A 26,600-nucleotide genomic window follows, 5' to 3' on the forward strand; every position below is an offset into this window, starting at 1 on the left:
AGTCGAGGATCAGTGGACGATCAGCTGCCGCAGTCGCTGGAGCGAATGCGATCGAGCATCTCCGAGCCGTACTCGTCGGTGTAGACCGAGTAGGAGGGCTCGACGGCGGCCTGGAACTGGGACTTGTCGATGTCATCGACCACGGTCATGCCCTTGGCCTTGAGTTCCTCGACGCCTTCGGTCTCGAGTCTCGACACCATCGCTCGCGTGGCCTCGGCGCCGGCCTGGGCGGCCTCCATGAACCAGCCCTTCTGCTCATCGGACAGGCCGTCCCAGAGGATCGGCGAGGCCAGCATGATGGCCGGAGAATAGACGTGGCCGGTCAGCGACAGGCGATCCTGGACCTCCCACAGATTGCCGGTGAGGATCACCGAGATGGGGTTTTCCTGGCCGTCCACGGTGCCCTGCTGCAGCGCGGTAAACAGCTCCGGGAAGGCCATCGGTGTCGGATGCACGCCCATCTCGTTGAACGCCGCCATGTGCATCTCGTTTTCCATGGTGCGGATCTTGAGACCCTGGGCATCTTCGGGGGTCTCGATGTCACGCTGGCTGTTGGTCATGTGGCGGAAGCCGTTCTCGGTCCAGGCAAGACCCACCAGATCGTGCTCGCCGATCTTGTCGAGCAGGTCCTGGCCGACCTCGCCATCCAGCACGCAGCGGGCGTGGTCGTAGTCCTTGAACAGAAACGGCAGGTCGAGCACGTAGGTCTCGGGGACGAAGTTGCCCAGCGGCCCGGTGGAGGTGACAACGGCGTCGATGGTGCCGATCTGCAGGCCTTCGATCATGGCGCGCTCGCCGCCCAGCGCACCGGAGGGCTGCTCGTTGACCGTGAATTCGCCGTCGGACAGCTCCTCCAGGGTCGCCTTGAAGGCATCGATACCCTCGGAGTAGTGAGAGCTGTCCGAGGTGGTGTGGCCGACGGTGATGGTCTGGGCGGCAGCCGCTGGCAGGGCAAACCCGGCCAGTGCCACGGCCAGCAGGCAGGGCTTGAGGTGAAAGGCGGGGCGGCGTGTTGCGTGGCGTACAGTCGTCGTCATTGTTGTTTCCTCTTTGCGGGATGACGCTTGGGTGTGGCCGTGCCCGGTGGCACGGCCGGATCAGTGCTCGTGGTCGGCCAGGGCTCGTCCTCGCCTTAGCCGCTCGAAGTAGTCGTCGCCACCGATCTGACCGCCCTTGAAGGCGATCTCTAGATCCTGGTAGCGCGGGTCGTCGCTGTGGGCCTGGCACAGCGGCGAACCCGGGGTGTCCGGCAGCGGCATCTTGACCGTCAGGGCATGGATGTTCAGGGCGGTGATGGCATGGCTCGAGGTGTCGCCGCCGGCCACGCACACCCGGGTCAGCCCCTGATCGTCCACCAGCGCCTTGAGCATCTCGCCGAGGGCCTTGCCCAGACTGTGGCGGCTGGATTCGGTGGCCAGGCTGTCGTCGTGGCTGTCGGGTCCCATGGCGGTGTGCAGGATGACGCTGCGGCCACTGCTCAGGGCATCCAGTGCCTTGAGGATGGCGGTAGCCATGGCCTCGTTGCGATGGGCGGGGATGGCCAGGCTGCGGGCGTCGAGCTCGATGCGCTGAAAACCGGCATGCTCGACCGCCCAGTGAATCTGGCGTGCGGTGGTGCTGGAGACGCTGCCGGAGACCACCGCGATGCGCTCGACCGAACGGGGCGGAGTGAAGTCCTCGCCCCCTTCCACCAGCCCCAGGCGTTGCCACTCGGCGAGCAAGGCGTACTCGACGCCGGACGAGCCGACCACGAAGCCGCCCTTGCCGCCTTGTTGCTGCGGGCGAGTGCGCCAGAGTTGATGACCCACCGCCTGTTGATGGGGGGGCTCGAGCACGTCGAACAGCACCGCCGGATGCTCGGCGAGGGCGTGATCCACGCGTTCGTCGATATCCGGCTGGGCCAGACTGGGCACATCGATCAGGCCGACCGGCAGAGTGGTCTGGGCGGCCAGGTGGCGGCGCAGGTCCGCCTCGTGCATGGGGGTGACCGGGTGGCGCGACATCACTGGGTGTCGATCGATGCGGTAGATCTGATCCTGATAGGCGGCGTAGAGCTCGCCGAAGACGGTGTAGCGGCGCATCTGCGGCACCCCCACCACCAGTGGGATCGGTGTCTCGCCGAAGACGCCGCGCGCCACCTCCATGGCACAACCGATGCTGCCGACCTCGGGGCTGCTGTCGAAGGTGGAGCAGGTCTTGTAGTGGGTCAGCGCCGCGCCCTGTTCGGCCAGCCACTGAAAGGATCGCTTGAGCTCGCGGCGCATCCAGTCATTGGACTCGCTGCGGCTGGTGCCGGCCAGGCCCAGGGCACGGCAATGATCGAAGCGCGCGCGCTGCTCGGCGCTGGGGCGAGCGGTGAACAGTACGCTGGGGACGCCCTGGCAGGCCAGGGCTTCAAGCGCGTCGGTGGAGCCGGTCAGATCATCGCCGTAGTAGCTCAGCAGCAGGTCGTTCATGGGCAGAAGGTCTCCAGAGCCTGGGCCAATTCGCCATGGTCACGGGCGTGGTCGGACAGCGAGATGCCGCGTGCAGCGGCGTCGTAGGCCTGGCGCAGGCTTCTGACGCCGGCGGCGATACCTCCAGGGTGGGCCATGATGCCGCCGCCTGCGGTGACGATCATGTCGCTGCCGCCCCCCATGGCGCGACAGGTGTCGATTGCCTGGCAGGCGGTCTGGTTGGAGGAGAATACCGGCATCACGGTGTGGGCCGGTCCCGGGGGCTCGAACAGCGGTGTCAGGCAGGCACGGGCGCTGGCGGCGACGCTTTCGTCGGATTCCGAAAACTTGTTGGCCAGACCATTGACGTGAAGGTGATCGACGCCGGCCAGGCGCCAGAAGGTCTGCCAGGCGGCGAAGTCCATGCCCAGCAGCGGCTCCCGGCTGAACATGCCCCAGCCGGCGCGGTGGCCGTGGATGGGCAGCTCACAGTGGCGCCGCAGGTGACTGACGCCGGCCAGACCCACCGCGTTCAGGGCGACCATCACACAGCTGCCGCCGGCGGCCAGCACGTGGTCGTGGTGCCGGCGCATCTCGTCGATCTCGCCGGTGATGTTGAAGGCCACCATGACCTTGCGTCCGGTGCGCTGCTCATGTTCGAGCACCAGCGGCATGATCGCGTCGACCCGCTCGGTGAACGGGCAGTGCGGGCCGTTGGCCTGGAGTTCATCGTCCTTGATGAAGTCGATGCCGCCATCCAGCAGTTCCTTCACCACCTCGGCGGTGGCATCGGGTGAGAGCCCGACGCTGGGCTTGATGATGGTGCCGATCAGGGGACCCTGGTCGACGCCGCTGAGGCGGCGGGTACCGTCGATGCCGAACTGGGGCCCGGGGCAGGCCTCGGCAAAGGCGTGGGGCAGGCTGACGTCGAGCAGCCTGAGCCCGGAGAATTCCTTGAGTTCATACAGATTGCCGGCGAGGGTGGCCATCAGCGTGGTCAACGACGGACCGAGGTTCTCAAGGGGCCAGGACAATCGCACCCGGGCGCGCTGGTAGCGGGTGCCGGGCGGCTGGGGCCGGGTTGGCATGGGCAGTGAGGGCGCGTCGCCGCTGTCGAGCAATTCGATGGACTCGACCCTGGCCGCATGACGCTTTCGAAAGTCATCGGTCTCCGCAGCCAGGCGGGTGAAGGTGCCGCAGGATTGCTCCCCGGCCATCACCTGGCAGGCCTGCTCCACCTCGAAGGGGGTCTCGATCAGGTAGCTGGCTTCGATTCGGTTCATGCCTGGCCTCTTGATACTCGCGATGGCGCTGTCGTCAGACTCTGTGGAGAGCGTGGCCCCTCAGGTGATGCGCTGAATGCTGTCGGCGATGGCGTCCGGCTCGAACACCCGCTTCCAGTCATCGCGCATCAGCATCGGCTTGCCGTTCTCGATCGCCTTGTTGCATGCATCCGAGAAAGCGCCGGGCTGCTCATCGAAGATCACCGCACCGAGGATGTTGAGATGGCCAAGCAGAAAGTCCCTGGCGCACTCATGGCTGACGCCTCGATCCACGACTTCGTCCATCGCTTCACGCATCACTGATAACAGTGTGGCACATACCGTTTCCGACAGACCGGGTTCCAGCAGCGCCATCTGTTCAACGCTGACGCGATGGCTGCGCCCGACGGGGGCATAGATGGTCCTGGCCACGGCCTCGCCCAGGGCAAAGTGGCGCTCGTCCCCCTGCATCAGGGCGCTGACGATATGCTGGGTGGCATGGCTGCCGCCGAAATAGTCGCGCTTGGCCTCGAGGGTGGTCTCGTCGTTGAAGATCGGGGGGTGGCAAGGGTGAGTGACGAAGTAGACCAGGTCGTCACGCTCGGGCAGATGGCCGGCGAAGGGGGCGGCGGCGTCCAGGCAGATCACCATGGTGCCGGCTTCGATCGACGGTGACAGCTCGGCGGCAATCTTCTGGATCAGGGTGTCGGGAACGGCCAGGATGACTACATCCGCGCCGGCCACCGCTTGCTCGGGGCTGTCGACGCACTCGATGTCGAGTTCGTCGCGCAGCCGTTGGCGGCCCTGTTCGCTGACCTCGACGTGACGCACGTCGAAGTCCGAAGTCTTGAGATTGCGGGAGAGGCGGGCGCCCATCTTGCCGCCGGCACCGATCAAGGCAATGGTCGTCATGGCCAGGTAACCTGTGTGAAAAAGTGGAAGAGGCAAGCTTTGCTGCAACTGGTATGATGACAATATAAGTGGCCGAGGCTGTCAAACACGACCTTGGTCGAGTGTCATGTTCCAGGCCCGCTGGCATGGGTATGCTGCGGGGCCTGGCGCCGCGAGGTAGAGGCCATGAGCGACTCGTTGAAAATTTCTCGCCGCAAACTGTCCGACGAGGTGTTCGATCGGCTGTATCAGCAACTGCTGAACGGCGACTATGCGCCGGGGGACAGCCTGCCCTCTGAGCGGGAATTGATGGATACCTTCGGGGTCGGCCGGCCGGCCATCCGCGAAGCGATGCAGGCGCTGGAGCGACTGGGGCTGGTGTCGATCCACCACGGGCAGCGGCCCAAGGTGTTGACGCCCAGTGCCGACGGCATGCTGGCCCAGATCGAACTGACCGCGATGCACCTGCTGTCGACCGAACCCGCCTCGCTCGAACACCTCAAGGAGGCACGGCTATTCTTCGAGGTGGGCATGGTGGCGCGGGCGTCGCGGCAGGTGGGCGCCAAGGATCTGGCGCGCCTCGAGGCGCTGGTGGAGCGCCAGCGGGTGGCGCTGAACAAGGACATCGATGCCTTTATCGCGGCGGACATGGGGTTTCATGTTGCCATCGCGGAGACCACCGGCAACCCTATCTTCATCGCGGTCAGTCGGGCGATGTTCGAGTGGCTGGCCAGGTTCCATACCTCGCTGATCCACTGGAAGGGCAGCGAGCATGTGACGCTGGAGGAGCACGAGCGCATCCTGGCGGCGTTGAAGAACGGCGACGAGGGCGCCGCCATTCGCGAGATGACGCGTCATCTGGAAAGGGCGCGTTCGGTGTACGCTCCCAGTTGAGGGCGCATTGATTCCCGCTTTTGACGCTCGCCCCGGACGGGCGACACTTATCGAGAAGGAACGGGACCTTGGATAGTGATCTGGTCTACGCCCTGGACATGGCGGGGACGGTGGTCTTCGCCCTGTCGGGCATCTTGCTGGCGTGCCGCTCACGCATGGATCCCATCGGCATGCTGGTGCTGGCGGCGGTGACCGCCGTCGGAGGAGGGACCCTGCGTGATCTGGTGCTGGGTGTCGCCCCGGTGTTCTGGATCCGCGATCCGACCTATCTTTGGGTGATCCTGGCCACGGTGCTGTGCGCGCTGGTCGGATTTCACTATATCCATCGCCTCAATCGGGTGGTGCTGCCGGTGGCCGACGCCTTTGGTCTGGCGCTGTTCGTGATCATTGGTGCCAACAAGGCGATGCTGCTGGGGACCTCGGGGGTCGTGGCGGTGTTGATGGGGCTGTTTACCGGGGTGGCCGGCGGCATGATCCGTGACGTGCTGGCAAGGCGGGTGCCGATGGTGCTGTGTCGTGAGGTCTACGCCACCGCCGCCATCGCCGGCGGTGTGGTCTTCGTGGCATTGGCAAGCCTCGGCGCCCCCAGGCTTGGCATTCTGCTGTCGCTTGTCACCACCCTGGGGCTGCGGCTCGCGGCAATCCGCTGGCAGCTGGCGCTGCCGGTGCTGGCCTGGGTGGTGATCGAGCCATCTCCTGGCCAGTCGGCGTCGAGTCGGACGGCGGATGCCGACGCCGCAGCGGTGCCGGCTGACCCGGCGGCGATGCCGGCCGATGGCATTGACACACCGCTGACGTCGGCCCGTGAGACGGCATCGTCCGCCGACGTCGCGCGTCCCAAGATGCGGGTGAGGATGGTCTCCCGAAGCAAGGCTGCCCGCCTGTGGCCCGAGGATGAGGACATCGACTGAGCGAGATCTGACGCGTTCACTTGTTCGCGCTGTTCAACCGAGGTGGCAGGTGCCATGCTCTTGTTCAGTGAGCCGATGTATTTGTCCCCTGCATGGTGACAAGGGGGACGCCGCTCCCCCATGAGCGAGTGATGCCGACACTCTTGAGAAAAGGCCCGTGCCGGTTTTTCTTCTACAGCGACGAAGGCGATCCACGAGAGCCGCCCCATGTTCACGTGGCGGCGGGCGATCAAGTCGCGAAATTCTGGCTGGATCCGGTCGAGCTGCAATCGAGCAAACGTCTGCGTGCCCATGAAATCACCCCGCTCTGTCGGCTGGTTGAACGGCACCAGGCAGAGTTTCTGGAGGCATGGCATGCGTACTTTACGTCTTGAATCCGAACCCCTGGCTGTTGATGTGGCATTCTCCTCCGATGCATTTTGCGTCACCCTGAATGATGGGCGAGAGCTTTCGATCCCGCTGGCCTGGTTTCCCAGGCTATTACACGGCTCACGTGAGCAACGTGAGCAGTGGGAGCTGATCGGCGGCGGAGAAGGGCTGCACTGGGAGGCCCTGGACGAAGATATCTCCGTGGCAGGTCTGTTGGCCGGTCGCGGTGATCAGACGCGCCGCCGCGAAAGCGTCGCTTGACCGGCCGTCTGGCTTGAAAACCACCATGAAGGGCGCTTCGGTGCTTCGAGCGTGCTTGTTCACGCTATTCGGTGCGATGACGCTGCTGCTGAGCGTCGCATCGCCGGCGCTGTTGTCATTGCCGAGCGACACTGCCGTCTTTGCCTCGACTCAGGTTTCTGAGCCGGCCTCTCGATCTTCTCCTGTCGGCCAATCTCCAGGTGCGGTTGGCGCAAGTGTTGCTGTTGGCGAAAGCGGTGCTGCTGGCGAGAGTCGTACTATCGCCGAGAGGCGCGCCGCCGCCGAGATCCGTGCCGTCTATGAAACCTCCTTCGACCTTCTTCCCGCCGACAAGCAGCGCCACTACGCCCAGCGGTTGTGGCGGGTGACCGGTGACCCTGCCTACCTATGCGCCAATCATGCCTACGGCCGACGTCTGCTCGATCAGCTCGCGCGTGACGCCTTCACCGTCGCGGACAGTGACCGGCTTCGCCAGCGCAATCGCGAGTTGCTGGCGGCCTACCCCGAGACCAGCCCCAAGCAGCGTCGGCGCAAGGCCATGCTGTCGGAACATGTCGACATGATGCTGCCTCGGGGCATCCTGTTTCGGCTGGCCCAGGCCCGCTACCACGGCTTGCTTGGACAACTTTCCGAGGCTGACCGGCGCTCGCTTGAACAGGCCGTGGGCGCAGTGGATTGGCGGGCCTTTCTGACCGACCCCGAGGTGGTGTCGGTGTATGCCGCCCAGGTGGCCAACCAGGCCGCCTTCCTGGCCCAGCTGGGGATCGTGGATCTGCGTGGCGAACTCGCCCGGGCCTTTCGTGACCGTTATCCACCCGGACGGATCGAGGAGCTGTCACCGGCGGAATATCGCAACTGGGTCTACGGCCTGACCCACTTCATCATCGCCGCGAGCCACTACTACCAGCGGATGCTGTCCGACGGCGAGCTCGATTGGGCGGTGGCGGCGTTGCTCGGCCAGGGAGAGGCGTTGTTGCAGGTCAAGGCCGATATCATCGCCGAGGTGGCGCTGTCGCTGCAGTTGGCAGGGCAGGCCGATCATCCACTGGTGGCGGTGCTGCATGAAGCGCTGCTGGCACGACGGGATCCGCAGTCGGGCATCCTGCCCGCTACCGACGGCGGGTTCGATCTGGGCGAAGGTGAGCATCGCAATGTGCTGGCGATCATGACGCTGGGGTGGGACGGGCGGTTGTATTCAGGGCCCCGGCTGGTCCTCAAGGACATCTCCGAGGAGCGTAACTGCCGACTGCCTGGCCGGTCCCTGGCAACGTCGCCAGAGGACTGAGTTGGAGGTCAGGTCGGAAGTCCGCTCAAGGGTCGGGTCGAGAGGCCAGGCACTCGACCGATGCCTCGCTATACCCGGCAGCTCGACGTCGAGCGCCACAGGCTCCCCAGTCCGTCGAGGTGGTCCCGGGTGGCGGGCAACTGGGCCCCCAGTGACTCGTGCAGACGAAGGTAAAGCGGCGTCAGCAGCGGATTGCGTTCGCGCTCGGCGCATTCGTTGTCGATGTAGTAGGCACGCCGGGTACCGCAGTAGTGGATGGTGTCGCTCACCGGCTGGAAACGAAAGCCGGACAGGGTCAACAGCCGCGCCAGGGGAGGCTCCATCAGGGCGTAGAGGTGTCGCCGTGCGGTCAGGCCGGCAAGGGCGTGGGCGCTCAAGAACAGGCCGGTGACGATCAACGGAAATGCCTGGCGTTCCTCCGGAGGAAACTGTACCGGCAGCGTTTCTTCGCCCTTGCTTGGGGCCCGGAAAAGCCGCGAGATCGCCAGGCGAGAAATTTCGGCGATCTGGCGCCCGTCGTGCTGTCGCGGATGTAGCGAAGGCGCCGTGAAGACGCTGCGGGTGGCGTTCATCACCGGCAGGTCATCCGGACGATCGACGGGGGGAAATACCAGTCGCACGCAGCCCGCCGCGAGACCGCTTGAGCGATGTTCGACCAGGCAGTGGATGGCCTGTTCATCGAAGTCATCATGCTCCTGTTGCTTGTCACTGTCGCCTGGCAGGGCGTATTGAAGCTCACGTAGAAAGACGTCATGGCGCAGCGAATAGACCCGCTCCCTGTCCGCGACCGTCTTTACCAGGATCACCCGGAACTGGTCGGCGAACTGCTCCAGCAGGCGCTGTTGCCGGGATGGCCTCTCGGTGTCTGCTGCTGGCATGGGGGATCACCTCCGTGTTGTTATAGCCGGGCCCTAAAGGCCCGGCGGGCGTCCGGCTCCCTGCTCCGGTACACCCTGTCTATGATAATACCCATTCAATATGCACTAGTTTACCGAATCGATGTCGATCACTGGATCGAAGGCGAAGACCTCTTTGAAGGGCACAGGACGGCCAAGGTGATACCCCTGGCCATAGGTGATGTTGTAGGACGACAGCAGCGGAATCAGCGCCTCCTGGTCGACGAACTCCGCAACGGCCTGTTTGCCGAAGCCGGTGGCGATGTCCGACACCGCCTTGACGATGACACGGCTGTCGGGATTGGTCGCCAGGCTGCGGATGAAGGAGCCATCGATCTTGATATAGTCCACCGGCAACTGGCCCAGATAGTGGAAACTCGAGAAACCGACGCCGAAGTCGTCCAGCGCGGTCCGACAGCCTAGATCACGCACGCTCTGCAGCACCCCGCGGGCGGTGGAGAAGTCGGTGACGGCGGCGGTCTCGGTAACTTCCAGCACCAGATGATGGGGATCGGCCTGACTGACCGTCAGCAGGTTGGCCAGGTACTGCTTCAGCCCTTCGTCGTGGAGCGACTGTCCCGACAGGTTGACCGCCAGGCTGATGCCCTCGAGCCTCGCCAGGGCATGCACGCAGTGATGCAGCACCCAGCGATCGATCGCCACGATCTGGCCTGAATGTTCGGCCACTGGGATGAAGCGTGCCGGTGATATCAGGCTGCCATCGTCGTCGCGCATGCGCAGCAGCACCTCGTAGTGGCGGATCGAGCGATCCTCCAGCCGCACGATGGGCTGCACCATCAGCACGAAGTCACCCTCCACCAGGGCTCGGCGAATACGGTCGACCCAGTAGACACGCTCGTTGAGCTCATCCCGGGCATTTTCCAGAGTGGCCAGCAGGTGCCAGCGTTGCAGGTTGCTGGCCTTGGCCTTGTACATGGCTACGTCTGCGCTGGCCATCAGGTCGGCGGGGGTGGCGCCTTCGGTGGGGAAGGGGACGATGCCGATGCTCGCGGTGACCCGGTGGCGACGTCCTTCGGCGACGAACCCGAGGCTCTCGAACAACTGGTTGAGGTGCTGGGCGACGCGGATCGCGTGGTCGTCGTCGACCCCAGGCAGCAGCAGGGCGAATTCGTCGCCGCCGAGGCGCGAGATGACCCCTCGGTGGGCGTACTCCTGCTGCAGCAGGCGGGCCACGGTATGCAGCATGCGATCCCCGGCATGATGGCCGCTGAGCTCGTTGACCTCCTTGAACTGGTCAAGGTCCAGCAGCATGACCACACCCTGCTCGTCACGGGCCAGGGCCTTGCGCAGCGACTCCAGGAAGAAGCGACGATTGTAGAGCTCGGTCAGCGGATCGCGCTCGGCGAGCCAGGTCAGTCTGGCCTCGGCGGCTTTGCGCTCGGTGATATCAAGTCCCACCGATATGCGTGCCAGGGAGGCTTTGGCACCGCTCTTCAGCGGGCTGTGGTACCAGATGATGGTGCGTGGCTCCCCATCGGGAAGGGTCAGGGTGCGTTCTTCCTGATGCAAGGGCTGGCTGGGCTCGCTGTCCCCCGGGCCTGCGCCGAAGATGTCGTCGAAACGACGCCCCAGCAGTTCCTGGGAGGGGCAGCCGAGCTGGTCCTTGAGGTAGTCGTTGACCATGTCGATGCGCCCCTCTTCGTCCAGCGTGAGGATATGCACCTGGGCGGTATCGATCAGATTGCTGACAAAGTCCCGCTCCCTGGCCAATTCATCGATACGACGTGCCAGCTCATCCCCCCGCTGAGCCACCTGGCGCTGCAGGCGCTCGAGCTTGTCGGCCAGGGTCAGGGTGCTGGATTCCAGCACGTCGATCTCGTCCGGCAGGCGACGTGGCGCCAGCGGCAAGGCTTCGCGCGCCTGGGAAAAGCCACCACTGGCCAGCGGCGGCAGCACCGAGGCCACCCGGCGCAGTCGAGCCATGGGACGCAGCAGGATCGCCAGCAGCAGGAGTTCGGCAGACAGCCAGCCAAACAGACTGGCCATCATCTGGGTCCGGGTATCCAGCTGGATGGCATGGATCTGGGTGGTGATGTCCGAGATCAGCACGAAATAGGCGGGTGCACGAGCCCCGGAGGACGAGGTCAGCGGGACGGCGGAAAGCTCCAGATGACGTCCCTGCTGTTCGAGGCGCAGGGGTTCCTGCGCCAATGCCTCGAGGGAACCTTTTCGACTGGCCTGGTGCAGCAGCGGCAGGCTCTGTGAGGCGTTGGTCACCGCCTGTACCCGTCCCTTCCAGCCGTCCAGTCGACGTGGTTCAAAGGCGGCTTCGGTGGCGCTGGTATCGACGCTGATCAGGGCGACCTCGCTGGTGGATATCTCGCGAGTCTGGCGGGCGACGTCCGCCAACGAGCGAGACAGCAGCAGGGTGCCTGCGCTGCCGCCGCTGGCCAGTATCGGGACCACGGCATACTGGCGGCACTCGGGAGAGCACTCGAGCGGCGACAGGGGGAGCTCCCGGGACATGACGCTTTCCACCCAGCGCCGATAATGAGGCGGCGGCGACTGGCCTGGTTCGAGCCCCAGCGACATGACCGCACGGGTGCGATCATCGTAGACCAGCATCTGTTCGATACCCGCCTCCAGCTGGAGCGAGGGCCACAGTGAGGCCAACGCAGGGGACAGCGCCTCGGGCGGTGACGGCGGGGCCCCCTGCTCCAGCGCAGGGCCCAGGTCGGGAGAGGCCGCGATCAGTCCCGCCAGCTGCTGCAACCCTTTTTCCGAACGGCGGATGGCGAACTCGAGCTCACGCTGCTGGCGCTCGATCTGCTCCTGACGCGTGGCGGTGAACTGACGTGTCAGGTTGGTGTGAGACAGGTAGGTGAACAGCACTGCCAACGCCACCAGCAAAAGGCTGGTGAGGGTGACCACTCGCCATGTGAGGCCCAGGCGAAGGCGCTCGGGGCGTGACGGGCTGGTAACCGGCATCAGAACCTCAACGAGAGCTGGAAGAGCCACATGTTCCAACGTCGCTCGGTGTCTTCAGGATCTGGATTATCCTGAACCGGCAGCCAGGCGGTCCCGTCCACATAGTGATACTCGCCCGCCAGCATGACCCGTGAATGGGGCTGCCATTGCAGACCGAAGGTCCAGTCATTGGCGTACTGGGAGTGGGCCGGACCACGGCCTTCGCGTTCGTAGTCGGTGCCGTTGCGGTCGTCGCGGTCGTTGACCAGGCTGTCGTAGCGGACCAGCCAGCGCCAGTCGTCGAGGAAGCGCCGGCGATATTGCACGTACCAGCTTTCACCCTGGTTCTCGTTGTCCTCGAAGGCGTCGAAGCCGGTGAGGCTGACGTCGCGCAGCGCGTACTCCGCGGTCAGGCTCCACAGCTCGGCGTTGTATTGAGCAGAGAAGATCCACGGCTGGAAATCGAGCTTGCCGTCTCCGGGAAAGGCACCGGGGGAATCGTAGTCGGCCTTGACCGAAGCCGCGCTGACGGCAAATACCATGCGACCGCCGTCGTGTTCGTAGCGCACCTGGCCTACCGCCGAGGTGTCGGCGTCGAAGGAGCCGGGCAACACATCGAGCCCCAGCACCTCTTCCACATCGTCATCCACCTGCGCCTGGCCGACACCCAGCTGGGCATGGATCACGCCGTTGTCGATGCGCTCTTCGTGGTAGAGGCTGACGCCGTCGGCAGACAGCCCCAGGGAACGGGTGCGGTCGAAATAGATCGACTGTGGCAGCAGAATGCTGGGGCGGGTAAAGGCCACATCCCGGGTCTGGTTGTAGAAGCCGAAGGGATTCTTGAAGCGCCCGACCTGAATGCCGAAGGTGCGATCGCGGTCGGACAGCATCTGCCAGTCGACGATACCGTAGTCGAGTTCCACCGAACCGTTGTCGACCTCGCCGGCGCGCCGGCTCAGGGCCTGGGCGGCCAGCAGCAGGTTCTCGGTGGGTCGGATGGAGGCGTTGATGCCGAGCTCCGTGTAGTCCCAGCTGCCGCCACTATCGCTGCTGTCGCCGAACATGTTGTTGTCGTCGGTGATCACCAGCGCCTGGCTCAGAAAACCGTGCACCTGGAAGGTGTCCAGGGGGGACGCCTGTGCGGTGGACACCAGCAGCAGCGGCACCAGCAGCGAAGGCGCCAGCAGCCCCAGGCGGCATCCCACCGACCTAATCCCTGGCAATGGCTTGGACGCGCTCATCCAGATACTCCCTTTCGATGTAGCCGATGGCTCCGGGGGTGGTGGCCACCGTGTCGATCATGTCTTGCTGACTGCGCACACGATGTGGCGCCTGCCCGGTACCCGAAAAGACGATGCGGTCCCAGGCCAGCTGCAACTGGTGAGGATAGACAGACAGCCATTCCTTGACGAAGGTGGCGTGGACGGGGTCATCACTGGCCAGGACGTACACCTCCGCGCCTTGCCCGCTGGGCCAGGTGCGCAGGCGCATGGCAAAGATCGCCCGCAAGGTATCGCGGTCGAGCTCGCTCAGGGCAAGGCCAGGATGAGAAATGACCACCACCTCGTCTGCGGTCTTTCCCCACGCAGCCGTGCTGGCCAGCCCTCCGGAGATCAGGACCGTCCAGATGCAGAACAGGAGGCGAAGAGATAACCGACGCATCAACGCAGCCTCTCTGCAGCCTCGATGGAGGACAATCGCCACCTGGAGAGTGGCATCCACTGTGTCATAGTGCTCCGGATTCCCTGCATGGCTTCCTTGCGACGTCGCATTTCTTGGGCTTGGCCGCAGAAAAACGCTCTTTATAGGTAGATAGCCAGATGTCGTTACGCATCAAATGCGCCCAGCTTGTGCATTAACAAGCTTATCCTAAGGTGAGTCACTGTGGGGGAAAAGAGAGGTAGTAAAGAGTTTATGCCACCAACGCAAGGCGATGTGGTGCTTGCGAAGGTGGCATGGCAGAGAGAGGGACGGCCGGGATTCAGCCCTGAATGGCGAAGCTGGCCTGGTTCAACCACAGGTGCGCCGCGACGCTGGCGGCGTAGCCCAGCGCGATCACCGGGGCCCAGCGCAGGTGGCCCATGAAGGTGTAATAGCCGCGTGCCTGGCCCATCAGCGCGACGCCAGCAGCGGAACCGATCGACAGCAGGCTACCACCGACGCCAGCGGTCAGGGTGATCAACAGCCAGTGGCCGTGGGACATCTCTGGCTCCATGGTCAGTACCGCGAACATCACCGGAATGTTGTCGACCACCGCCGAAATGACACCGAGCGCGATATTGGCCCAGGTCGCGTCCCACTGGTTGTACATCACGTCAGACAGCAGTCCGAGATAGCCCATGAAGCCAAGACCGCCAACGCACATGACGACACCATAGAAGAACAGCAGGGTGTCCCACTCAGCCCGGGCGACCCGGTTGAACACATCGAAGGGGACCACGCTGCCGAGTTGCTCGAGCTTCTTCCAGTCGCCCTTCTGGGTATAGACGGTGCGCTTGCGGTCCAGCGACTTGGGCAGGCTCTTGCGCAGATAGAAGCCAAAGAACTGCAGATAGCCCAGTCCGGTCATCATGCCAAGCACCGGCGGCAGGTGCAGCAGGGTGTGGCAGGCAACGGCGGTGGCCACCGTGAGCAGGAACAGGACGATGATGCGGCGTGCCCCACGCTTGAGCTCCACCGTCTCCTCGAGGCTGTCCGGGGTGCGATTGTGGATGAAGAAGCTCATCACCACCGCCGGGACCACAAAGTTGATCAGCGAGGGAATCAGCAGTTCGAAGAACTCCTGAAATTCGATCAGGCCGGCCTGCCAGACCATCAGGGTGGTGATGTCGCCGAAGGGGCTGAAGGCGCCACCTGCGTTGGCTGCGACCACGATGTTGATACAGCAGAGATTGATGAAGCGCTTGTCACCTTCGGCCACCTTGGTCACCACCGCACACATCAGCAACGCCGTGGTCAGGTTGTCGGCGATCGGCGAGATGACGAAGGCAAGGCCGCCGGTGAGCCAGAACAGGGTGCGGTAGCTGAAGCCTTTCTGGACCATCCAGGAACGCAGGCCATCGAAGATCCGGCGCTCGTCCATGGCGTTGATGTAGGTCATCGCTACCAGCAGGAACAGCATCAGCTCGGAGAATTCCAGCAGCGTCATATGGAAGGCATGCTCGGCCTCATCCGGCATACCGGATTGCACGTAGGTCCAGCCGATCAGCGCCCAGATAAGGCCTGCCGCCACCAGCACGGGCTTGGACTTGCGCATGTGCAGCTTTTCTTCCGCCATCACCAGGGCGTAGGCCAGCACGAAGATGGCCACCGCCAGAAAGCCGGCGAAGGAGCCGGTGAGGTCGAGTTCTCCGGTCACCGCCTGGCTGGCTCCCGCCAGGGTGAGCCCCATCAACAGCAGAGCGGCGAGGACGAGCCAGCGACCCGGTCGTCGTATCCTCTTGTTGTCATAATTATGCATGACGATGTCATCCTGAAAGTGAATGAGAAAGGGAGAAATCGACGTCGAGACTACCACAGCGTTTTGCACTGCAATATGCTGCCAAAGGCGCGCTGGAATGCACCTTTGGTAGGAGTAGTGAGGCCCTGTCCGGTTGTCGGGGCAAGAATCTGTGCTAGTTGATGCCGGCGGTGCTCATCTCGGCAGGTTCTGTGGCATCATGCTCGCCTGGAGAGCCTCCGGGAGCTCCATCTTCAGTTTCAGCCAGGCGCCTGCTCCATGTTTCTTGATGACTACCACTCCTGCGTCGATGATCGCATCGTGATTTCCGCTGACCAGGCGAGCCGCTTCGCCAAGTGCATAGCCGGCGACTTCAACCCCATTCACACACCGGGCGCACGGCGGTTCTGCGTACCGGGCGACCTGTTGTTCGCTCTGGTGCTGAAGCGTTTCGGACTGTCGCCGCACATGAACTTTCGCTTTCTCGCCATGGTGGGGGCGGATCGGGCGCTCAGTTTTCGCGAGGAAGGCGACCGGGTGATACGGGTGCTGGACGATGACGGCAAGTGCTATCTGGAGGTCGAACGGCGCGGAGAGGTGACCTTCGACGAGAGCGTCGTCGAAGCCTTCACGCGCTGCTACGTGGCGTTTTCGGGAAAGAACTTTCCTCACTACATGAAGCCGCTGATGGAAGACTGCGGTGTCATGTTCAATCCCAAGCGGCCGCTGGTGATCTACGACAGCATGGGCTTTTCGCTGACGCGACTGGATGCGCTGGAGCCGGCGTTGCGGCTGCTGGATTCCCGCCTGGAGGTCATCGGCAAGCGCGGTGACGTGCACCTCGAGTTCGCCATCGACGCCGCTGGAGAAAGTATCGGTCATGGTGGCAAGAAGCTGGTGGTCAGTGGCCTGTGTCCCTATGACGCCGAGGCCATGGACGACATCGTCGACCAGTTCTACCAGTTGAAGCGGGATCACGCCGGCACTCCCTGCTGAGTCCGGGCCGGACCTGACGGCCGGCTGCTGGTATCGCCGGCGTCGGGAGCGACACCTTCTTCATGGGCAGGCAGGCACCTTTCGTACCCGCCAAGCCCTAGGCGCTGCCCGAAAAGTCGACGAGCGAAGGTTAGACAAGGCAAAAATCGGTGAGAAAGCGCAGTTTACGGGGTGTAAATGAGCATTTTGACCGGGCTGGCGCACCAGCCGATTTTTAACGCCGTATTACCGAGTGCAGGCACTTTTCAGACAAGCCCTAGCCCAGCAGCCCCCTGACCAGCCCCAACGCCAGAAACGCCAGCACCAGTGCCCACACCGGCAGCCGCTTCAGCAGCACGAATCCTGCCACTACGATCGCCACGTCGAGGGTCGAGACGATGGCGCTTTGCCACACCGGATCGATGAAGGCGGCCCCCAGCAGCCCGACCACGGCGGCGTTGGCACCGCTCATGGCTGCCCTCAGGCGAGGGCGACGGCCGAGCCGTTGCCAGGCCGGCAACAGCCCGATCACCAGCAGGGCCCCGGGAAGGAAGATGGCGACCAGCGCCAGGGCGCCCGCCCACACGCCGCCGGCAACGCTGCCCAGATAGGCGGCGAAGGTGAACAGCGGCCCCGGAACAGCCTGAGCGGCGCCGTAGCCAGCCGTAAACTCCTGAGTCGAGACCAGCCCGCGGCCGACCACCTCGGCGTCCAGCAGCGGCAACACCACATGGCCCCCGCCAAACACCAGTGCGCCGGCGCGATAGAAACCGTCGGCCAGCGTCGTCCAGGCGTTGGGCGAGAGCCAGTGCAGCAGGGGCAGCCCTCCCAGCAGCAGCGCGAACAGCACCAGGGCAACGGGACTCGCCCAGGACGCCAGCGATGGTGCCGGCACGCCAGCGTCGTCGGTCGACGTTGACGTCGCGCCTTCCAGCAGCAGGAGACCTGCCAGGGCTCCCAGCACGATGACCGCCACCTGGGCGCCGATGCCGCCGACGACCAGCATGATGGCAAGCGCCACCAGCGCCATCCCGGCACGGGGAAGATCCGGGCAGAGGCTGCGGGCCATGCCGGTCAGGGCCTGGGCGACGACCACCACGGCGACCAGCTTGAGCGAGTGGATCAGCGCTTCGCCAAGGGCGCCGTCCATGGCACCGGCACCATAGGCGAAGGCCATCATCGCCAGTGCCGAGGGCAGGGTGAAGGCGAGCCAGGCCAGCAGGGCGCCGACCAGGCCGCCGCGGATCAGTCCGATGGCAAGCCCCACCTGGCTGCTGGCCGGGCCGGGAAGAAATTGGCACAGCGCCACCAGTTCGGCGTAGGCGGATTCGCTCAGCCAGGCTCGGCGCTTGACGAAGACCTGATGGAAGTACCCCAGATGAGCGACCGGACCGCCGAAGGACGTCAGCCCGAGGCCAAGGAAGGTCAGAAAGATATCCAGGTGGCGTCGCGGCTGTTGTCGGAGGGGTTGTTGCGATTGTTGAGGGCTGTGTTCCATGACGTCACCGCGAGAAGTGGCAGTCCAGTCTGTCACCTCGAGGTGACAGTGAAATGAAAAGAGATAACGGAAGGCAGGTGGCATGGACAGGGGGCGTCATGCCCCCTCTCTGTCTGCGCTCTGTCTCCACCCTATCTCAATTCAATCTCCACTCTATCTCCGCTCTATCTCCAGTCTGGCCGACTAGCCCTTCGGCCAGGGCCTTATCCCGTCAGTGAGCCAGCGCCGGCACTTTTCAGGCAAGCCTTAGGCGCTGTCCAAAAAGTCGACGAGCGAAGGTTAGACAAGGCAAAAATCGGTGAGAAAGCGCAGTTTACGGGGTGTAAATGAGCATTTTGACCGGGCTGGCGAACCAGCCGATTTTTAACGCCGTATTACCGAGCGCAGGCACTTTTCAGACAAGCCCTAGCGCAGGTAGAGGCGGCCCTGTTCATACAGACTGCGGCAGTCGCTGGCGTCGTGGAAGCGATCGGCTTCGATATTGCCGCTGGCAACCCCGGGGCCGGCGAAGCGAGGATCATCGCACTCACCGTCATGGCTCCACTGGCTGCCGTCGTCGCCCCACTCGATCTCGCCACCGACGTAGCTGCTCGATGCGCCGGCCGACGCTGCGCTGCTGGTGGACAGCGACTCGGATACCACCAGAGTCGCGGGTGCCAGCTGGCCGCTGCCATCGTAGCTGCCGACCCAGACGTTGTAGTTGCCGCTGGGGGGCGAGGTCAGTACCACCGCAGGATCGGTGCCGTCGGCGTCATCGCTGCAGTGCCAGATGCCGCTGGCGTCGTAGACCACCAGGGTGGTATCGCTGGCCGAGGTGGCGGCGATCTTGAGCGGGTAGCTGCCGGCGGTGTAGTTGATGTCCACATCCGGAGCCTCGGCGTTGACGAAGCCGGCACAGTCGGCGCTGACCACACTGGCCCGGGTATTGCCGCCGGCCATCACGTCGAGGGTCTGGGGATCCGGCTGGAAGCCGGCGCTCAGGGTCAGGGTGGAATAGACCGGAGCGGCGGTCCAGTCGAGCTGCTGGGCCACGGCAGGCTTGCTGGTGGACATGCCGGCGCAGGCGGTGGTCAGCAGAGGAAGCGCCAGAATGAGGGAGGTACGTGCGAAGGGGGGCATCGGATGTCCTTGGATGAGCGTTTGATGGTGACGGGGCGAATGAGACACCAGGTCAGTCGAACGAGGGGGCAGTCGAATGGACGGACGACATGACAAGAGCGACGCCCGAATTTCAGCGCACGCCCGGTCCTTAGCATAAAAAACCTGGATATCGGATACCACTTAATAAGCACTCACTAGCTCTGGGCGATAGTGCTGTGCTGAATCGGCGCATCAGGCTGAATCAGCAAAAAGTACGCTGAAAGTGTGTTCTACAGGCGTGGTACTGTGATTCATGGAAATTTGAGAGCAGGCGATGGCGTCGGGGGTTCTTCGTAGTGGGCCCGCGCAGGGCATCCGGGAATCCGGTTCGGTCTTCGCCAGCACTCGACGAGACCGTCATCTTCCCGACACGCAGAGGATGCTGCCGATGGATACCCCCCGTACGGAGCGAATCTCGATCTACCCCTTGACCACCCGCGTAAGAGTGGACGTCGAAGGCCAGGTCCTGGCCGACACCCTGCACGCGCTGGAACTCACCGAACCGGGCTACCCGCCACGCCTCTACCTGCCTCGCAGCGACGTCGACATGAGTCGTTTGGTGGAAAGCGACACCCGGACCCACTGCCCGTTCAAGGGTGACGCTCGCTACTTCCATGTGGAGGTCAACGGCCGCCGTTACGAAGATTCGGTGTGGAGCTACGAACAACCCCTCGATGGCGTCCAGGCGATCCGCGCCCACCTGGTATTCGATCCCAGGGTGGCGACCGCCAGCGTCGAATCCTGAAGAGGGGCCGCTTGGCGATAGAGAGCCCTGTCAGGCGGTCAGGTTGCCAGGAGTTGGTCAGCACAGCTCCAGCGGCACTTCCTGGGCCTCGAAGGCCAGCAGCCATTGCTTGCGCCCCATGCCACCTGACGATAGAGAGCCCTGTCAGGCTGCCAGGCGGTCAGGCGGTCAGGCTGCCAGAAACTGGTCAGCACAGCTCCAGCGGCACTTCCTGGGCCTCGAAGGCCAGCAGCCATTGCTTGCGCCCCATGCCACCTGCATAACCCGTAAGGCTGCCATCACTGCCGATGACCCGGTGGCAGGGCACCACGATGGCGATGGGATTGCGTCCGTTGGCCGCGCCCACCGCCCGGTGGGCTCCCTTGCGGCCGAGTCCTTCGGCGATCTGGGCGTAGCTTCGGGTCTCGCCGAAGGGGATCTCCGACAGCGCCTTCCACACCTGACGCTGGAAATCGGTGCCATGGGGATCCAGCGGCAGCGAGAAGCTCTGGCGTCGCCCCTGAAAGTAGTCATCAAGCTGTTCGCGGCAGGCGCGAGTGTGCTCCGAGGGGCGAGTCGTGATGGTCTCGGCCCGGCCGACGTCGATAAAGTCGAGTCGGGCGACGCCGCCAGCGGTAGCGGCGATGACGATGGCTCCCAGGGCGTCGACCTCGGGCGGATGGTAGACCTCGAGTCCAGCGAAGGCGTCGAGACAGGCGATGGGATCAAGGGTCGTTGTCATGGTCATGACTCCAGAGTTGCAGCAGCAGATAGCTGCGCCAGGGGCGGGCCTTGTCAATGTCGATGCCGATATCGCTGTCGCCCCCAGCCAATGAAGGGGGGGACAGGACGCGTCGAATCACGGCGTCACCGGCGAGCCAGACATCGGGGTCGCTTTCGCCCCTTAGACGAGCGTAGCCGGCGGTCCAGGGGCCGATGCCGAGAATGTCCTCCCAGTGCGGAGGATTGCGCTCGTCACCTGCCACCGCTTCGGCCAGGCGTCGAAGCGTCTGGCGTCGGCTGTCGGGCATGCCGAGAAAGGCAAGCGGCGAGCCTGCCAGCGACGCCGCGCTCGGAAAGTGGCAGCCACCGTCCGGGGTCCTCTCGCCGAGGGCATCGACCAGCGTCTGGGTCAGGGCGCGCGCCTGGACGAGGCTGACCTGCTGGCCGAGTACGGCGCGAACGGCAGCCTCGAAGGGTGACCATAGCCCAGGCAGGCGCAGGCCTTCCACCAGTGGCAGACCGGGAGCCGCGTCGCGCAGGGTCGCGTCGATCAATGAGGGGGTAGCGTCCAGGTCGAGCATGCGCCGAATATTGGCGATGACGCCGGTCACCTGATTCAGATCGTCGATGACCAGTTCGACACGAAAGCCATGGCGTTCGGGCTGATGGAAGGCGGTGAAGTGCCCACGGGCGCTACGCCAGCGGAAACGTCGACCGTAGTGATCGTCGCCGACCCACTCGAGACCGCGGATCGCTCGGCGAGCGAAGAAGTCGCGCAGCGTGGCGAAGGCGTAAGGGGGACGATAGCCGAGGGTCAGGCTCAGGCACTGGCCGAGCCCCTGCCCCGTGTCCTTGCGCGTGCTGGTGCTCGACACGCGCCGGCGAATATCACGGGGGCTGAGTCCGATGCGCTCGCGGAACACCTCGTTGAAGCGTCGTACGCTGCCGAAGCCGCTGGCCAGCGCGACCTCGCCGATGGTCAGGCTCGATTCATGCAGCAACTGTTTGGCGAACAGACAGCGACGATGCTGCGCATAGCCTGATGGCGAAATGCCCAGGTGGCGCTGAAACAGCCCTCGCAGATGGCGAGCTCCGATACCGAGCCGTGCGGCCAGGGCCTCGACCGAGTCACCATCCAGCGCGCCCTGGTCGATCAGCGCAAGCGCTCGCTTGAGGGTGGTGTCACTACCTTGCCAGGCAGGCGAGCCCGGGGCGCTGTCGGGACGACAGCGCAGACACGGTCGGTAACCCGCCTGGAGCGCGCCCAGCGCACTTTCGTAGTAGCGCACGTTGTCTTCCCGCGGCAGTCGCGCCGGACAGATGGGCCGACAGAAGATACCGGTGGTCAGCACCGCCACGAAGAAGCGACCGTCGAAGCGTGGGTCCCGACTGAGCCGGGCTCGTCGCAGCGTCGCGAGATCAAGCGTCATGGGGTGGGATGCGCGGGCGCCTGATGCGTGGCCCGGTGCGCCTGACGCGTGGCCCGGGGCGCCTGGCTGGCGGGTGGCGTTCAGGTTGGTGGACGGCGCAGGCATGTCCCTCTCCCAGACGGTATGCTTGAGGACAAGTCTATCGCGTCCTTGTCCCCACAATGGCGGAAATCGGCACTCACTGGAAGATCGTTGTCCCCCCCGCACAGGAGAACCGCATGTCGCTACCCTTGACTCGCCACAATCGTCCGCGTCAGGTGCTTGACGCCATCGAGGCAGCCAATACCGGTCTCAGGGAAGACGACCGGCAGGCCAAGTTCGACAAGATCGCGGCCTCGCCCTACGCCTTCTTTCGAGGCACCAATCATCTGTACTGGGCCGATGTCTGGCATGACTGGCGCTTTTCGCTCTACGGCGGTCAGGTCGACACCCAGACCTGGTTGCAGGGTGACGCCCACGCCTTCAACTTCGGCGCCTATGGCCACCACGATGACCACGTGCGCTACGGCATGGACGATTTCGACGACTCGCTGATCGGTGACTATCAGTATGATCTCTGGCGCCTGGCCATCAGTCTGGTGCTGGACGCCCACGACAATCAGGGGCTTTCGCCCAAGGCGCTGCGCCGTGGTCTCAAGCACCTGGTGCTGGCCTACCATCGGGAGCTTGCCGACCATCGCCGAGGCGAGACCCCAGGGTACGTCAATGTGGAGAGCGCCAAGGGGCCGCTCAAGCCGTTCATGCAAAAGGTCGAGCGCAAGAAGAGTCGGGCCAAGATGCTCGACAAGTGGACCCGGCTCGACGATGACGGCCGCCGGCTCGAGCGTGAGGGCAAGCTGTCCAACCTGCCTGCCCACCTGGACAGCCAGTTGCGCAAGGCCATCAACGAGGAGTATCGCGATACCCTGAAAGGCGAGCGCAGCGAGTCCGAGGACGAGCACTTTCGCATCAAGGACACCGCGCGGCGTCTGGATGCGGGCACCGGTTCACTGGGACTGGACCGTTTCTACGTGCTGATCGAGGGTGGCAAGGACCACGAGCACGACGATGTCATTCTCGACGTCAAGGAGCAGCCTGGGCCGGCCGGGCTGGTGCTGATGAGCGAGGCCGGCAAGCGCGCCTGGAAGGCGACCTTTCCCCATGAGGGCATTCGCCATGCCGCCGCTTTCCACGCCATCGCCGAACACCCGGATATCTACCTGGGCTGGCTGCACCTGGGCGACAAGGTGTTCTCGGTGCGCGAGCGCTCGCCCTACAAGGAAGACTTTCCTACCCACAAGCTGAAGGGCGGCAAGGACTATCGCCAGCTGGTAAAGCAGTGGGGTGGCATCCTCGCCCGCGAGCACCTGCGCGGCGCCGCTGCGCTGACGCCGGACGATCCGGGCCGTTTTGCCCGGGCGGTCGGCCGGCGGGTCGACGGTCACCTCGATCAGGTGGTCGAGATGGTGACCACCCTGGCGCACAGCTACGCGCGTTGTGTGGCCCAGGACCATCAGACTTTTGTGCAGTCACGCAAGGATCGGCAGTGATGCCTGGCCTGGCTCAGGTCTGCCCGCCCGGCTCCAGCGGCTCGCGGGCAGGGCCTCGATAGACCCGCGCCAGGGTCCGCGTCATCAGCTTGCGTGACAGACCCGGCACCAGGCGCATGCCAAGGGTGGCCAGGCGTGCCTGGCGGGTCGGCACGATCAGGTAGTCACCCTTGTGCAGTCCCGTGAGGGTATCGTCGGCGATGGCGTCCAGGCTGGCCTTGGGGATGGACAGGGTCTGGGCGCGATTTTCCGGCGTCCGGCCCTGTTCCAGGGTGTCGACCATGGGCGAGTCGAACTCGCCTGGGCACACCAGCTGTACACGGATGCCCTGGGGCGCGAGCTCGTAGTAGAGCGACTCGGTCAGCCCCACCAGGGCGTGCTTGCTGGCGCAGTAGGGGGTGTAGCCGAAGACCCCGGTCAATCCCGCCACCGAGGCAATATTGATCAGCCAGGCCGCGGGGGCATTGCCCTTGTGTCCGTGCTGGCGCCCGCCCTGGGCCGCCAGGAACGGCAGCGCCGCCCGAGTGGCGTTGAGCGGGCCGAAGTAGTTGACCTCCATGACCTCGCGAAAGTCCCGCTGGGTCAGTGTCTCGAAGTAACCCTCGCGCATTACCCCGGCGCAGTTGATCAGACCGTCGATGGCGCCGCTTTCGGCGGCGATGGCGGCCATGGCCTCCTGCGTCGCGGTTTCATCGGTGACGTCCGCCACCCGACAGTCGACCACCGCCGCCGGCGACTCGCCTCGCAGCGTCTCGATCGCGGCAAGCAGGCGCTGTTCGTTGCGGGCCACCAGGGTGACCCGCGCGCCCTCGCGTACCAGCCGCTGTGCCAGTGCCAGGCCCAGACCCGAGGAACCTCCGGTGATGACGAAGTGACGATGTTCGAACATGGTGGCTCTCCAGCCGCCAGCCTGTCATGGCAGTCTGACAAGCGTGGCCTCTTGTGGATGGTGGTGGTCGACGGTGTGCCAAACGCTCTCGGTGATCAGGATGCCTGTCGCCAGCGGCAGGGGATCGGGAAGGCCTCGAGGCGGGCCTTGAGAGAGGAGAGATCGACATCGCCCGGCACCCTGATCTCCGCCACCAGGCCGAGGGTCGCATCCTGGCATGCCGTGATGCGTGCCACCCCGGACCCCAGTTCGGCGTCGGCGATCTCGCCATACACCCGGGTGACCGCGTCCTGGCGCAGGGCCGGCTTGAACACCTTGCCCACCGCCGTCAGCGGAATGCTGTCGAGGATCCAGATGTTCTTGGGGATGGCGGCCTTCTCGGCCAGGTGGGCCTGACAGTGGCTGAGCAGGTCGTCCTCGTTGACCTTGCGACCCGGTTGCAGGCTGACGTAGGCCACCGGCAGTTCGCCGACCCGGTCGCAGGGCTTGCCCACGGCAGCGGCCATCTGCACCGCGGGGTGGCGGTAGAGCGCGTCTTCGATCATCTGCGGATCGATGTTGTGCCCCCCGCGGATGATCAGGTCCTTGGCGCGCCCGGTGATCCACAAATAGCCGTCGGCATCCTGGCGGGCCAGGTCGCCGGTGTTGAACCAGCCATCCTCGACCCAGATGTCGCGGTTCTGTTCGGGCCTGGAGTAACCGTCGAAGACGTTGGGGCCGCGGATCAACAGCGTCCCGATCTCGTTGACTGCACAGTCGTGCAGGTAGCGGCCCTGGTCGTCGAGGGCGACCACCCGGGCACCGGTATAGGGCAGCGCCAGGCCCACCGATCCGGTGCGACGCTCGCCTGCGAGCGGGTTGGCCATGCTGCCGCAGGTGCCTTCGGTCATGCCGAAGCCCTCGATCAGCGAGATGCCGGTCAGCTCCTCGAAGTGGCCGTGGACTGCCCGGGGCAGGGGCGCGCCGCCACTCAATGCACTTTCGAGGCTCGATACCTCGGCGTCACCGAAGGGCACCTCGAGCAGGCGAGAGAAGATCGCCGGCACCGCACTGAAGAAGCTGACCCGGTGGCGCTCCACCAGCGACCAGAAGTTGTCGACCAGGCCGGGGCTGCGGAAGCCGCCCGGGGTGGCCAGCAGGATCTCGGCGCCGATCATCAGCGGCACCAGGCCGGTGATCAGCACGGCGTTGACGTGAAACAGCGGCAGGCCACAGAGGATCACCGCGTCCTCTCGGTGGCGAAACAGCATCTGCATCATCGCCGCGTTGGCCACCTCGTTGGCGTGGCTATGGGGTGCGAGCTTGGGCAACCCCGTGGTACCGCCGGTGTGGAACAGCGAGGCGCGCTCCTCGGGGCGAATCCTACGTTCATTGATGAGCCGATCGGCGGGGGCCCGATCGAGGCAACGGTCGAAGTCCTCGCACCAGTCGGCGGCGTCGGGCAGCGGCAGACGTTCGCGCAGAGCGCGGGCTTCGTCGTCGCCGAGAAAGCGCGCGGCATCGACGTACAGCACCTTTTCAAGGCTCGGTACCCGGTCCTTGATGGCTTCCACCTTGTCCCAGATGTCGCTGCCCGGAAAGGGCGCCAGCGCCACCAGTACTCGGGTGCCGGCGGCGTTCATGATGCCGGCGATATGCTCGGGCTCCAGCATCGGGTTGATCGGGTTGACCACGCCGGCCGCCTCGCCGCCCCACAGGGTGAAGTGGGTCTGGGGCAGGCTCGGCAGCAGAAAGGACACCACGTCGTCAGCGTCCACGCCGAGGCGGTGAAAGGCGTTGGCAGCCTGCACCACACGGGCAAGAAACTCGGCGTAGGTGTAGCGCTGCCCCTGCTGCTGGGTCGTGGCGTCCATCACGAAGCGCAGCGCGGTGGCGTCGGGTCGGCGCCTGGCGCTGATCTGAATCAGCTCGAGGGTGCTGTCGGGCAGCTCCAGCGAGGCCCAGGGGGTCGCCTCGATGACCTCGATGTCGTTTCGATCGCGAATCGCCGGAAAACGACTAATTCGCTCGAGATAGGAGGGCAGGGACGAGGCTGCGGCGGAAGCGGTGTCGATGGTCATCTTGGTTTCTCGAGGCGTCGCGGCGTCAGGACCAGGCGCGACAGCAGCAATCGTAAGTGTT

23 protein-coding genes are annotated in these 26,600 nt (G+C 64.7%); 8 read left to right on the top strand and 15 right to left on the bottom strand.

The window, feature by feature from the left end; translation table 11 throughout:
• Window positions 1-20: 20 nt before the first annotated feature.
• Genes NFG57_RS03220 through NFG57_RS03235 form a run of 4 tightly spaced genes read right to left on the bottom strand, consistent with a single transcriptional unit; the run spans window position 21 to window position 4,609 of the window.
• A complete protein-coding gene (locus NFG57_RS03220; protein ID WP_045991765.1) occupies window positions 21-1,037 on the bottom strand; it encodes a TRAP transporter substrate-binding protein in 1,017 nt (338 codons plus the stop codon).
• Between the two features lie 60 nt (window positions 1,038-1,097).
• Window positions 1,098-2,456: a four-carbon acid sugar kinase family protein gene (locus NFG57_RS03225; protein ID WP_348815347.1), complete on the bottom strand. Its 1,359-nt coding sequence runs from the start codon at window positions 2,454-2,456 to the stop codon at window positions 1,098-1,100.
• Window positions 2,453-3,718, bottom strand: coding sequence for a ribulose-bisphosphate carboxylase large subunit family protein (locus tag NFG57_RS03230; protein WP_348815349.1), 1,266 nt, complete (start codon window positions 3,716-3,718; stop codon window positions 2,453-2,455). Before NFG57_RS03230 ends, NFG57_RS03225 begins: the two co-directional genes overlap by 4 nt.
• A gap of 60 nt (window positions 3,719-3,778) precedes the next feature.
• Entirely contained in the window at window positions 3,779-4,609 is an 831-nt protein-coding gene (locus tag NFG57_RS03235) for a phosphogluconate dehydrogenase C-terminal domain-containing protein (RefSeq protein ID WP_348815350.1), read from the bottom strand.
• A gap of 165 nt (window positions 4,610-4,774) precedes the next feature.
• Between NFG57_RS03235 and nanR the strand changes: the two genes are divergently transcribed.
• The 5 genes from nanR (at window position 4,775) to NFG57_RS03260 (ending at window position 8,308) form a co-directional block, all read left to right on the top strand.
• The gene (gene nanR / locus NFG57_RS03240; RefSeq protein WP_348815351.1) at window positions 4,775-5,482 is read left to right on the top strand and encodes a transcriptional regulator NanR; all 708 of its coding nucleotides are present in this window, start codon (window positions 4,775-4,777) and stop codon (window positions 5,480-5,482) included.
• 98 nt (window positions 5,483-5,580) lie between these two features.
• Window positions 5,581-6,393 carry a trimeric intracellular cation channel family protein gene (locus NFG57_RS03245; protein ID WP_348816157.1) on the top strand — a complete coding sequence of 271 codons (813 nt, stop codon included), beginning with the start codon at window positions 5,581-5,583 and terminating at the stop codon, window positions 6,391-6,393.
• A 131-nt stretch (window positions 6,394-6,524) separates the two neighbouring features.
• Window positions 6,525-6,767, top strand: a complete 243-nt coding sequence (locus NFG57_RS03250) for a DUF4160 domain-containing protein (protein WP_348815353.1) — start codon at window positions 6,525-6,527, stop codon at window positions 6,765-6,767.
• A complete protein-coding gene (locus NFG57_RS03255; RefSeq protein ID WP_348815354.1) occupies window positions 6,748-7,023 on the top strand; it encodes a DUF2442 domain-containing protein in 276 nt (91 codons plus the stop codon). Before NFG57_RS03250 ends, NFG57_RS03255 begins: the two co-directional genes overlap by 20 nt.
• 55 nt (window positions 7,024-7,078) lie before the next feature.
• Window positions 7,079-8,308 (top strand): DUF3541 domain-containing protein, encoded by a 1,230-nt coding sequence (locus NFG57_RS03260; protein WP_348815356.1) that lies wholly within the window; start codon window positions 7,079-7,081, stop codon window positions 8,306-8,308.
• A 68-nt stretch (window positions 8,309-8,376) separates the two neighbouring features.
• On the opposite strand, the gene NFG57_RS03265 is transcribed toward NFG57_RS03260, so the two are convergent.
• The 5 genes from NFG57_RS03265 to nhaD all read right to left on the bottom strand — a co-directional run bounded on the left by NFG57_RS03265 (window position 8,377) and on the right by nhaD (window position 15,592).
• The gene (locus NFG57_RS03265; protein WP_052704270.1) at window positions 8,377-9,186 is read right to left on the bottom strand and encodes a PEP-CTERM/exosortase system-associated acyltransferase; all 810 of its coding nucleotides are present in this window, start codon (window positions 9,184-9,186) and stop codon (window positions 8,377-8,379) included.
• 105 nt (window positions 9,187-9,291) lie between these two features.
• Window positions 9,292-12,153, bottom strand: coding sequence for an EAL domain-containing protein (locus NFG57_RS03270; protein WP_124802807.1), 2,862 nt, complete (start codon window positions 12,151-12,153; stop codon window positions 9,292-9,294).
• A complete protein-coding gene (locus NFG57_RS03275) occupies window positions 12,153-13,373 on the bottom strand; it encodes a hypothetical protein (protein WP_231498440.1) in 1,221 nt (406 codons plus the stop codon). The genes NFG57_RS03270 and NFG57_RS03275 overlap by 1 nt, the downstream gene beginning before the upstream one ends.
• Window positions 13,342-13,854 (bottom strand): substrate-binding domain-containing protein, encoded by a 513-nt coding sequence (locus tag NFG57_RS03280; RefSeq protein WP_240184161.1) that lies wholly within the window; start codon window positions 13,852-13,854, stop codon window positions 13,342-13,344. Before NFG57_RS03280 ends, NFG57_RS03275 begins: the two co-directional genes overlap by 32 nt.
• 259 nt (window positions 13,855-14,113) lie before the next feature.
• The gene (gene nhaD / locus NFG57_RS03285) at window positions 14,114-15,592 is read right to left on the bottom strand and encodes a sodium:proton antiporter NhaD (RefSeq protein ID WP_045991758.1); all 1,479 of its coding nucleotides are present in this window, start codon (window positions 15,590-15,592) and stop codon (window positions 14,114-14,116) included.
• Window positions 15,593-15,850: 258 nt separating this feature from the next.
• Between nhaD and NFG57_RS03290 the strand changes: the two genes are divergently transcribed.
• Window positions 15,851-16,567, top strand: coding sequence for a DUF3581 family protein (locus NFG57_RS03290; RefSeq protein WP_108448031.1), 717 nt, complete (start codon window positions 15,851-15,853; stop codon window positions 16,565-16,567).
• Between the two features lie 256 nt (window positions 16,568-16,823).
• Here NFG57_RS03290 and chrA read toward each other — a convergent pair whose 3' ends face one another.
• Window positions 16,824-18,044 carry a chromate efflux transporter gene (chrA, locus tag NFG57_RS03295; RefSeq protein WP_124802805.1) on the bottom strand — a complete coding sequence of 407 codons (1,221 nt, stop codon included), beginning with the start codon at window positions 18,042-18,044 and terminating at the stop codon, window positions 16,824-16,826.
• A gap of 405 nt (window positions 18,045-18,449) precedes the next feature.
• The gene (locus tag NFG57_RS03300; RefSeq protein WP_348815359.1) at window positions 18,450-19,163 is read right to left on the bottom strand and encodes a hypothetical protein; all 714 of its coding nucleotides are present in this window, start codon (window positions 19,161-19,163) and stop codon (window positions 18,450-18,452) included.
• A 409-nt stretch (window positions 19,164-19,572) separates the two neighbouring features.
• Here NFG57_RS03300 and NFG57_RS03305 point away from each other — a divergent pair, with 409 nt between their 5' ends.
• The gene (locus NFG57_RS03305) at window positions 19,573-19,929 is read left to right on the top strand and encodes a DUF427 domain-containing protein (protein WP_045992174.1); all 357 of its coding nucleotides are present in this window, start codon (window positions 19,573-19,575) and stop codon (window positions 19,927-19,929) included.
• Between the two features lie 187 nt (window positions 19,930-20,116).
• Here the strand turns inward: NFG57_RS03305 and NFG57_RS03310 are convergent, their stop codons facing one another.
• Window positions 20,117-20,650 carry a methylated-DNA--[protein]-cysteine S-methyltransferase gene (locus tag NFG57_RS03310; RefSeq protein ID WP_222515641.1) on the bottom strand — a complete coding sequence of 178 codons (534 nt, stop codon included), beginning with the start codon at window positions 20,648-20,650 and terminating at the stop codon, window positions 20,117-20,119.
• Window positions 20,634-22,166, bottom strand: a complete 1,533-nt coding sequence (locus tag NFG57_RS03315) for an AlkA N-terminal domain-containing protein (RefSeq protein ID WP_287163174.1) — start codon at window positions 22,164-22,166, stop codon at window positions 20,634-20,636. The genes NFG57_RS03310 and NFG57_RS03315 overlap by 17 nt, the downstream gene beginning before the upstream one ends.
• Window positions 22,167-22,279: 113 nt before the next feature.
• Between NFG57_RS03315 and NFG57_RS03320 the strand changes: the two genes are divergently transcribed.
• Window positions 22,280-23,590 (top strand): DUF2252 family protein, encoded by a 1,311-nt coding sequence (locus NFG57_RS03320; protein ID WP_045992173.1) that lies wholly within the window; start codon window positions 22,280-22,282, stop codon window positions 23,588-23,590.
• 13 nt (window positions 23,591-23,603) lie between these two features.
• On the opposite strand, the gene NFG57_RS03325 is transcribed toward NFG57_RS03320, so the two are convergent.
• Both NFG57_RS03325 and NFG57_RS03330 read right to left on the bottom strand, forming a co-directional pair.
• Window positions 23,604-24,479, bottom strand: a complete 876-nt coding sequence (locus NFG57_RS03325; protein WP_348815362.1) for an SDR family oxidoreductase — start codon at window positions 24,477-24,479, stop codon at window positions 23,604-23,606.
• Window positions 24,480-24,574: 95 nt separating this feature from the next.
• A complete protein-coding gene (locus NFG57_RS03330; RefSeq protein WP_348815363.1) occupies window positions 24,575-26,539 on the bottom strand; it encodes an acyl-CoA synthetase in 1,965 nt (654 codons plus the stop codon).
• Between the last annotated feature and the right edge of the window lie 61 nt (window positions 26,540-26,600).

Source organism: Halomonas sp. H10-59, assembly GCF_040070555.1.
Classification (GTDB): domain Bacteria; phylum Pseudomonadota; class Gammaproteobacteria; order Pseudomonadales; family Halomonadaceae; genus Halomonas; species Halomonas litopenaei.

What these genes read in the sequence shown, in the direction of transcription:
- NFG57_RS03255 (WP_348815354.1), top strand. Translation starts at nt 6,748, where the DNA reads ATGCGTACTTTACGTCTTGAATCCGAACCCCTGGCTGTTGATGTGGCA.
- NFG57_RS03230 (WP_348815349.1), bottom strand. Translation starts at nt 3,718, where the DNA reads ATGAACCGAATCGAAGCCAGCTACCTGATCGAGACCCCCTTCGAGGTG.
- NFG57_RS03290 (WP_108448031.1), top strand. Translation starts at nt 15,851, where the DNA reads ATGTTTCTTGATGACTACCACTCCTGCGTCGATGATCGCATCGTGATT.
- NFG57_RS03250 (WP_348815353.1), top strand. Translation starts at nt 6,525, where the DNA reads ATGCCGACACTCTTGAGAAAAGGCCCGTGCCGGTTTTTCTTCTACAGC.
- NFG57_RS03305 (WP_045992174.1), top strand. Translation starts at nt 19,573, where the DNA reads ATGGATACCCCCCGTACGGAGCGAATCTCGATCTACCCCTTGACCACC.
- NFG57_RS03310 (WP_222515641.1), bottom strand. Translation starts at nt 20,650, where the DNA reads ATGACAACGACCCTTGATCCCATCGCCTGTCTCGACGCCTTCGCTGGA.
- NFG57_RS03325 (WP_348815362.1), bottom strand. Translation starts at nt 24,479, where the DNA reads ATGTTCGAACATCGTCACTTCGTCATCACCGGAGGTTCCTCGGGTCTG.
- NFG57_RS03300 (WP_348815359.1), bottom strand. Translation starts at nt 19,163, where the DNA reads ATGCCCCCCTTCGCACGTACCTCCCTCATTCTGGCGCTTCCTCTGCTG.
- NFG57_RS03245 (WP_348816157.1), top strand. Translation starts at nt 5,581, where the DNA reads ATGGCGGGGACGGTGGTCTTCGCCCTGTCGGGCATCTTGCTGGCGTGC.
- NFG57_RS03330 (WP_348815363.1), bottom strand. Translation starts at nt 26,539, where the DNA reads ATGACCATCGACACCGCTTCCGCCGCAGCCTCGTCCCTGCCCTCCTAT.
- NFG57_RS03265 (WP_052704270.1), bottom strand. Translation starts at nt 9,186, where the DNA reads ATGCCAGCAGCAGACACCGAGAGGCCATCCCGGCAACAGCGCCTGCTG.
- nanR (WP_348815351.1), top strand. Translation starts at nt 4,775, where the DNA reads ATGAGCGACTCGTTGAAAATTTCTCGCCGCAAACTGTCCGACGAGGTG.
- NFG57_RS03320 (WP_045992173.1), top strand. Translation starts at nt 22,280, where the DNA reads ATGTCGCTACCCTTGACTCGCCACAATCGTCCGCGTCAGGTGCTTGAC.
- NFG57_RS03220 (WP_045991765.1), bottom strand. Translation starts at nt 1,037, where the DNA reads ATGACGACGACTGTACGCCACGCAACACGCCGCCCCGCCTTTCACCTC.
- NFG57_RS03315 (WP_287163174.1), bottom strand. Translation starts at nt 22,166, where the DNA reads ATGCCTGCGCCGTCCACCAACCTGAACGCCACCCGCCAGCCAGGCGCC.
- NFG57_RS03275 (WP_231498440.1), bottom strand. Translation starts at nt 13,373, where the DNA reads ATGAGCGCGTCCAAGCCATTGCCAGGGATTAGGTCGGTGGGATGCCGC.
- NFG57_RS03235 (WP_348815350.1), bottom strand. Translation starts at nt 4,609, where the DNA reads ATGACGACCATTGCCTTGATCGGTGCCGGCGGCAAGATGGGCGCCCGC.
- NFG57_RS03270 (WP_124802807.1), bottom strand. Translation starts at nt 12,153, where the DNA reads ATGCCGGTTACCAGCCCGTCACGCCCCGAGCGCCTTCGCCTGGGCCTC.
- nhaD (WP_045991758.1), bottom strand. Translation starts at nt 15,592, where the DNA reads ATGCATAATTATGACAACAAGAGGATACGACGACCGGGTCGCTGGCTC.
- chrA (WP_124802805.1), bottom strand. Translation starts at nt 18,044, where the DNA reads ATGGAACACAGCCCTCAACAATCGCAACAACCCCTCCGACAACAGCCG.
- NFG57_RS03225 (WP_348815347.1), bottom strand. Translation starts at nt 2,456, where the DNA reads ATGAACGACCTGCTGCTGAGCTACTACGGCGATGATCTGACCGGCTCC.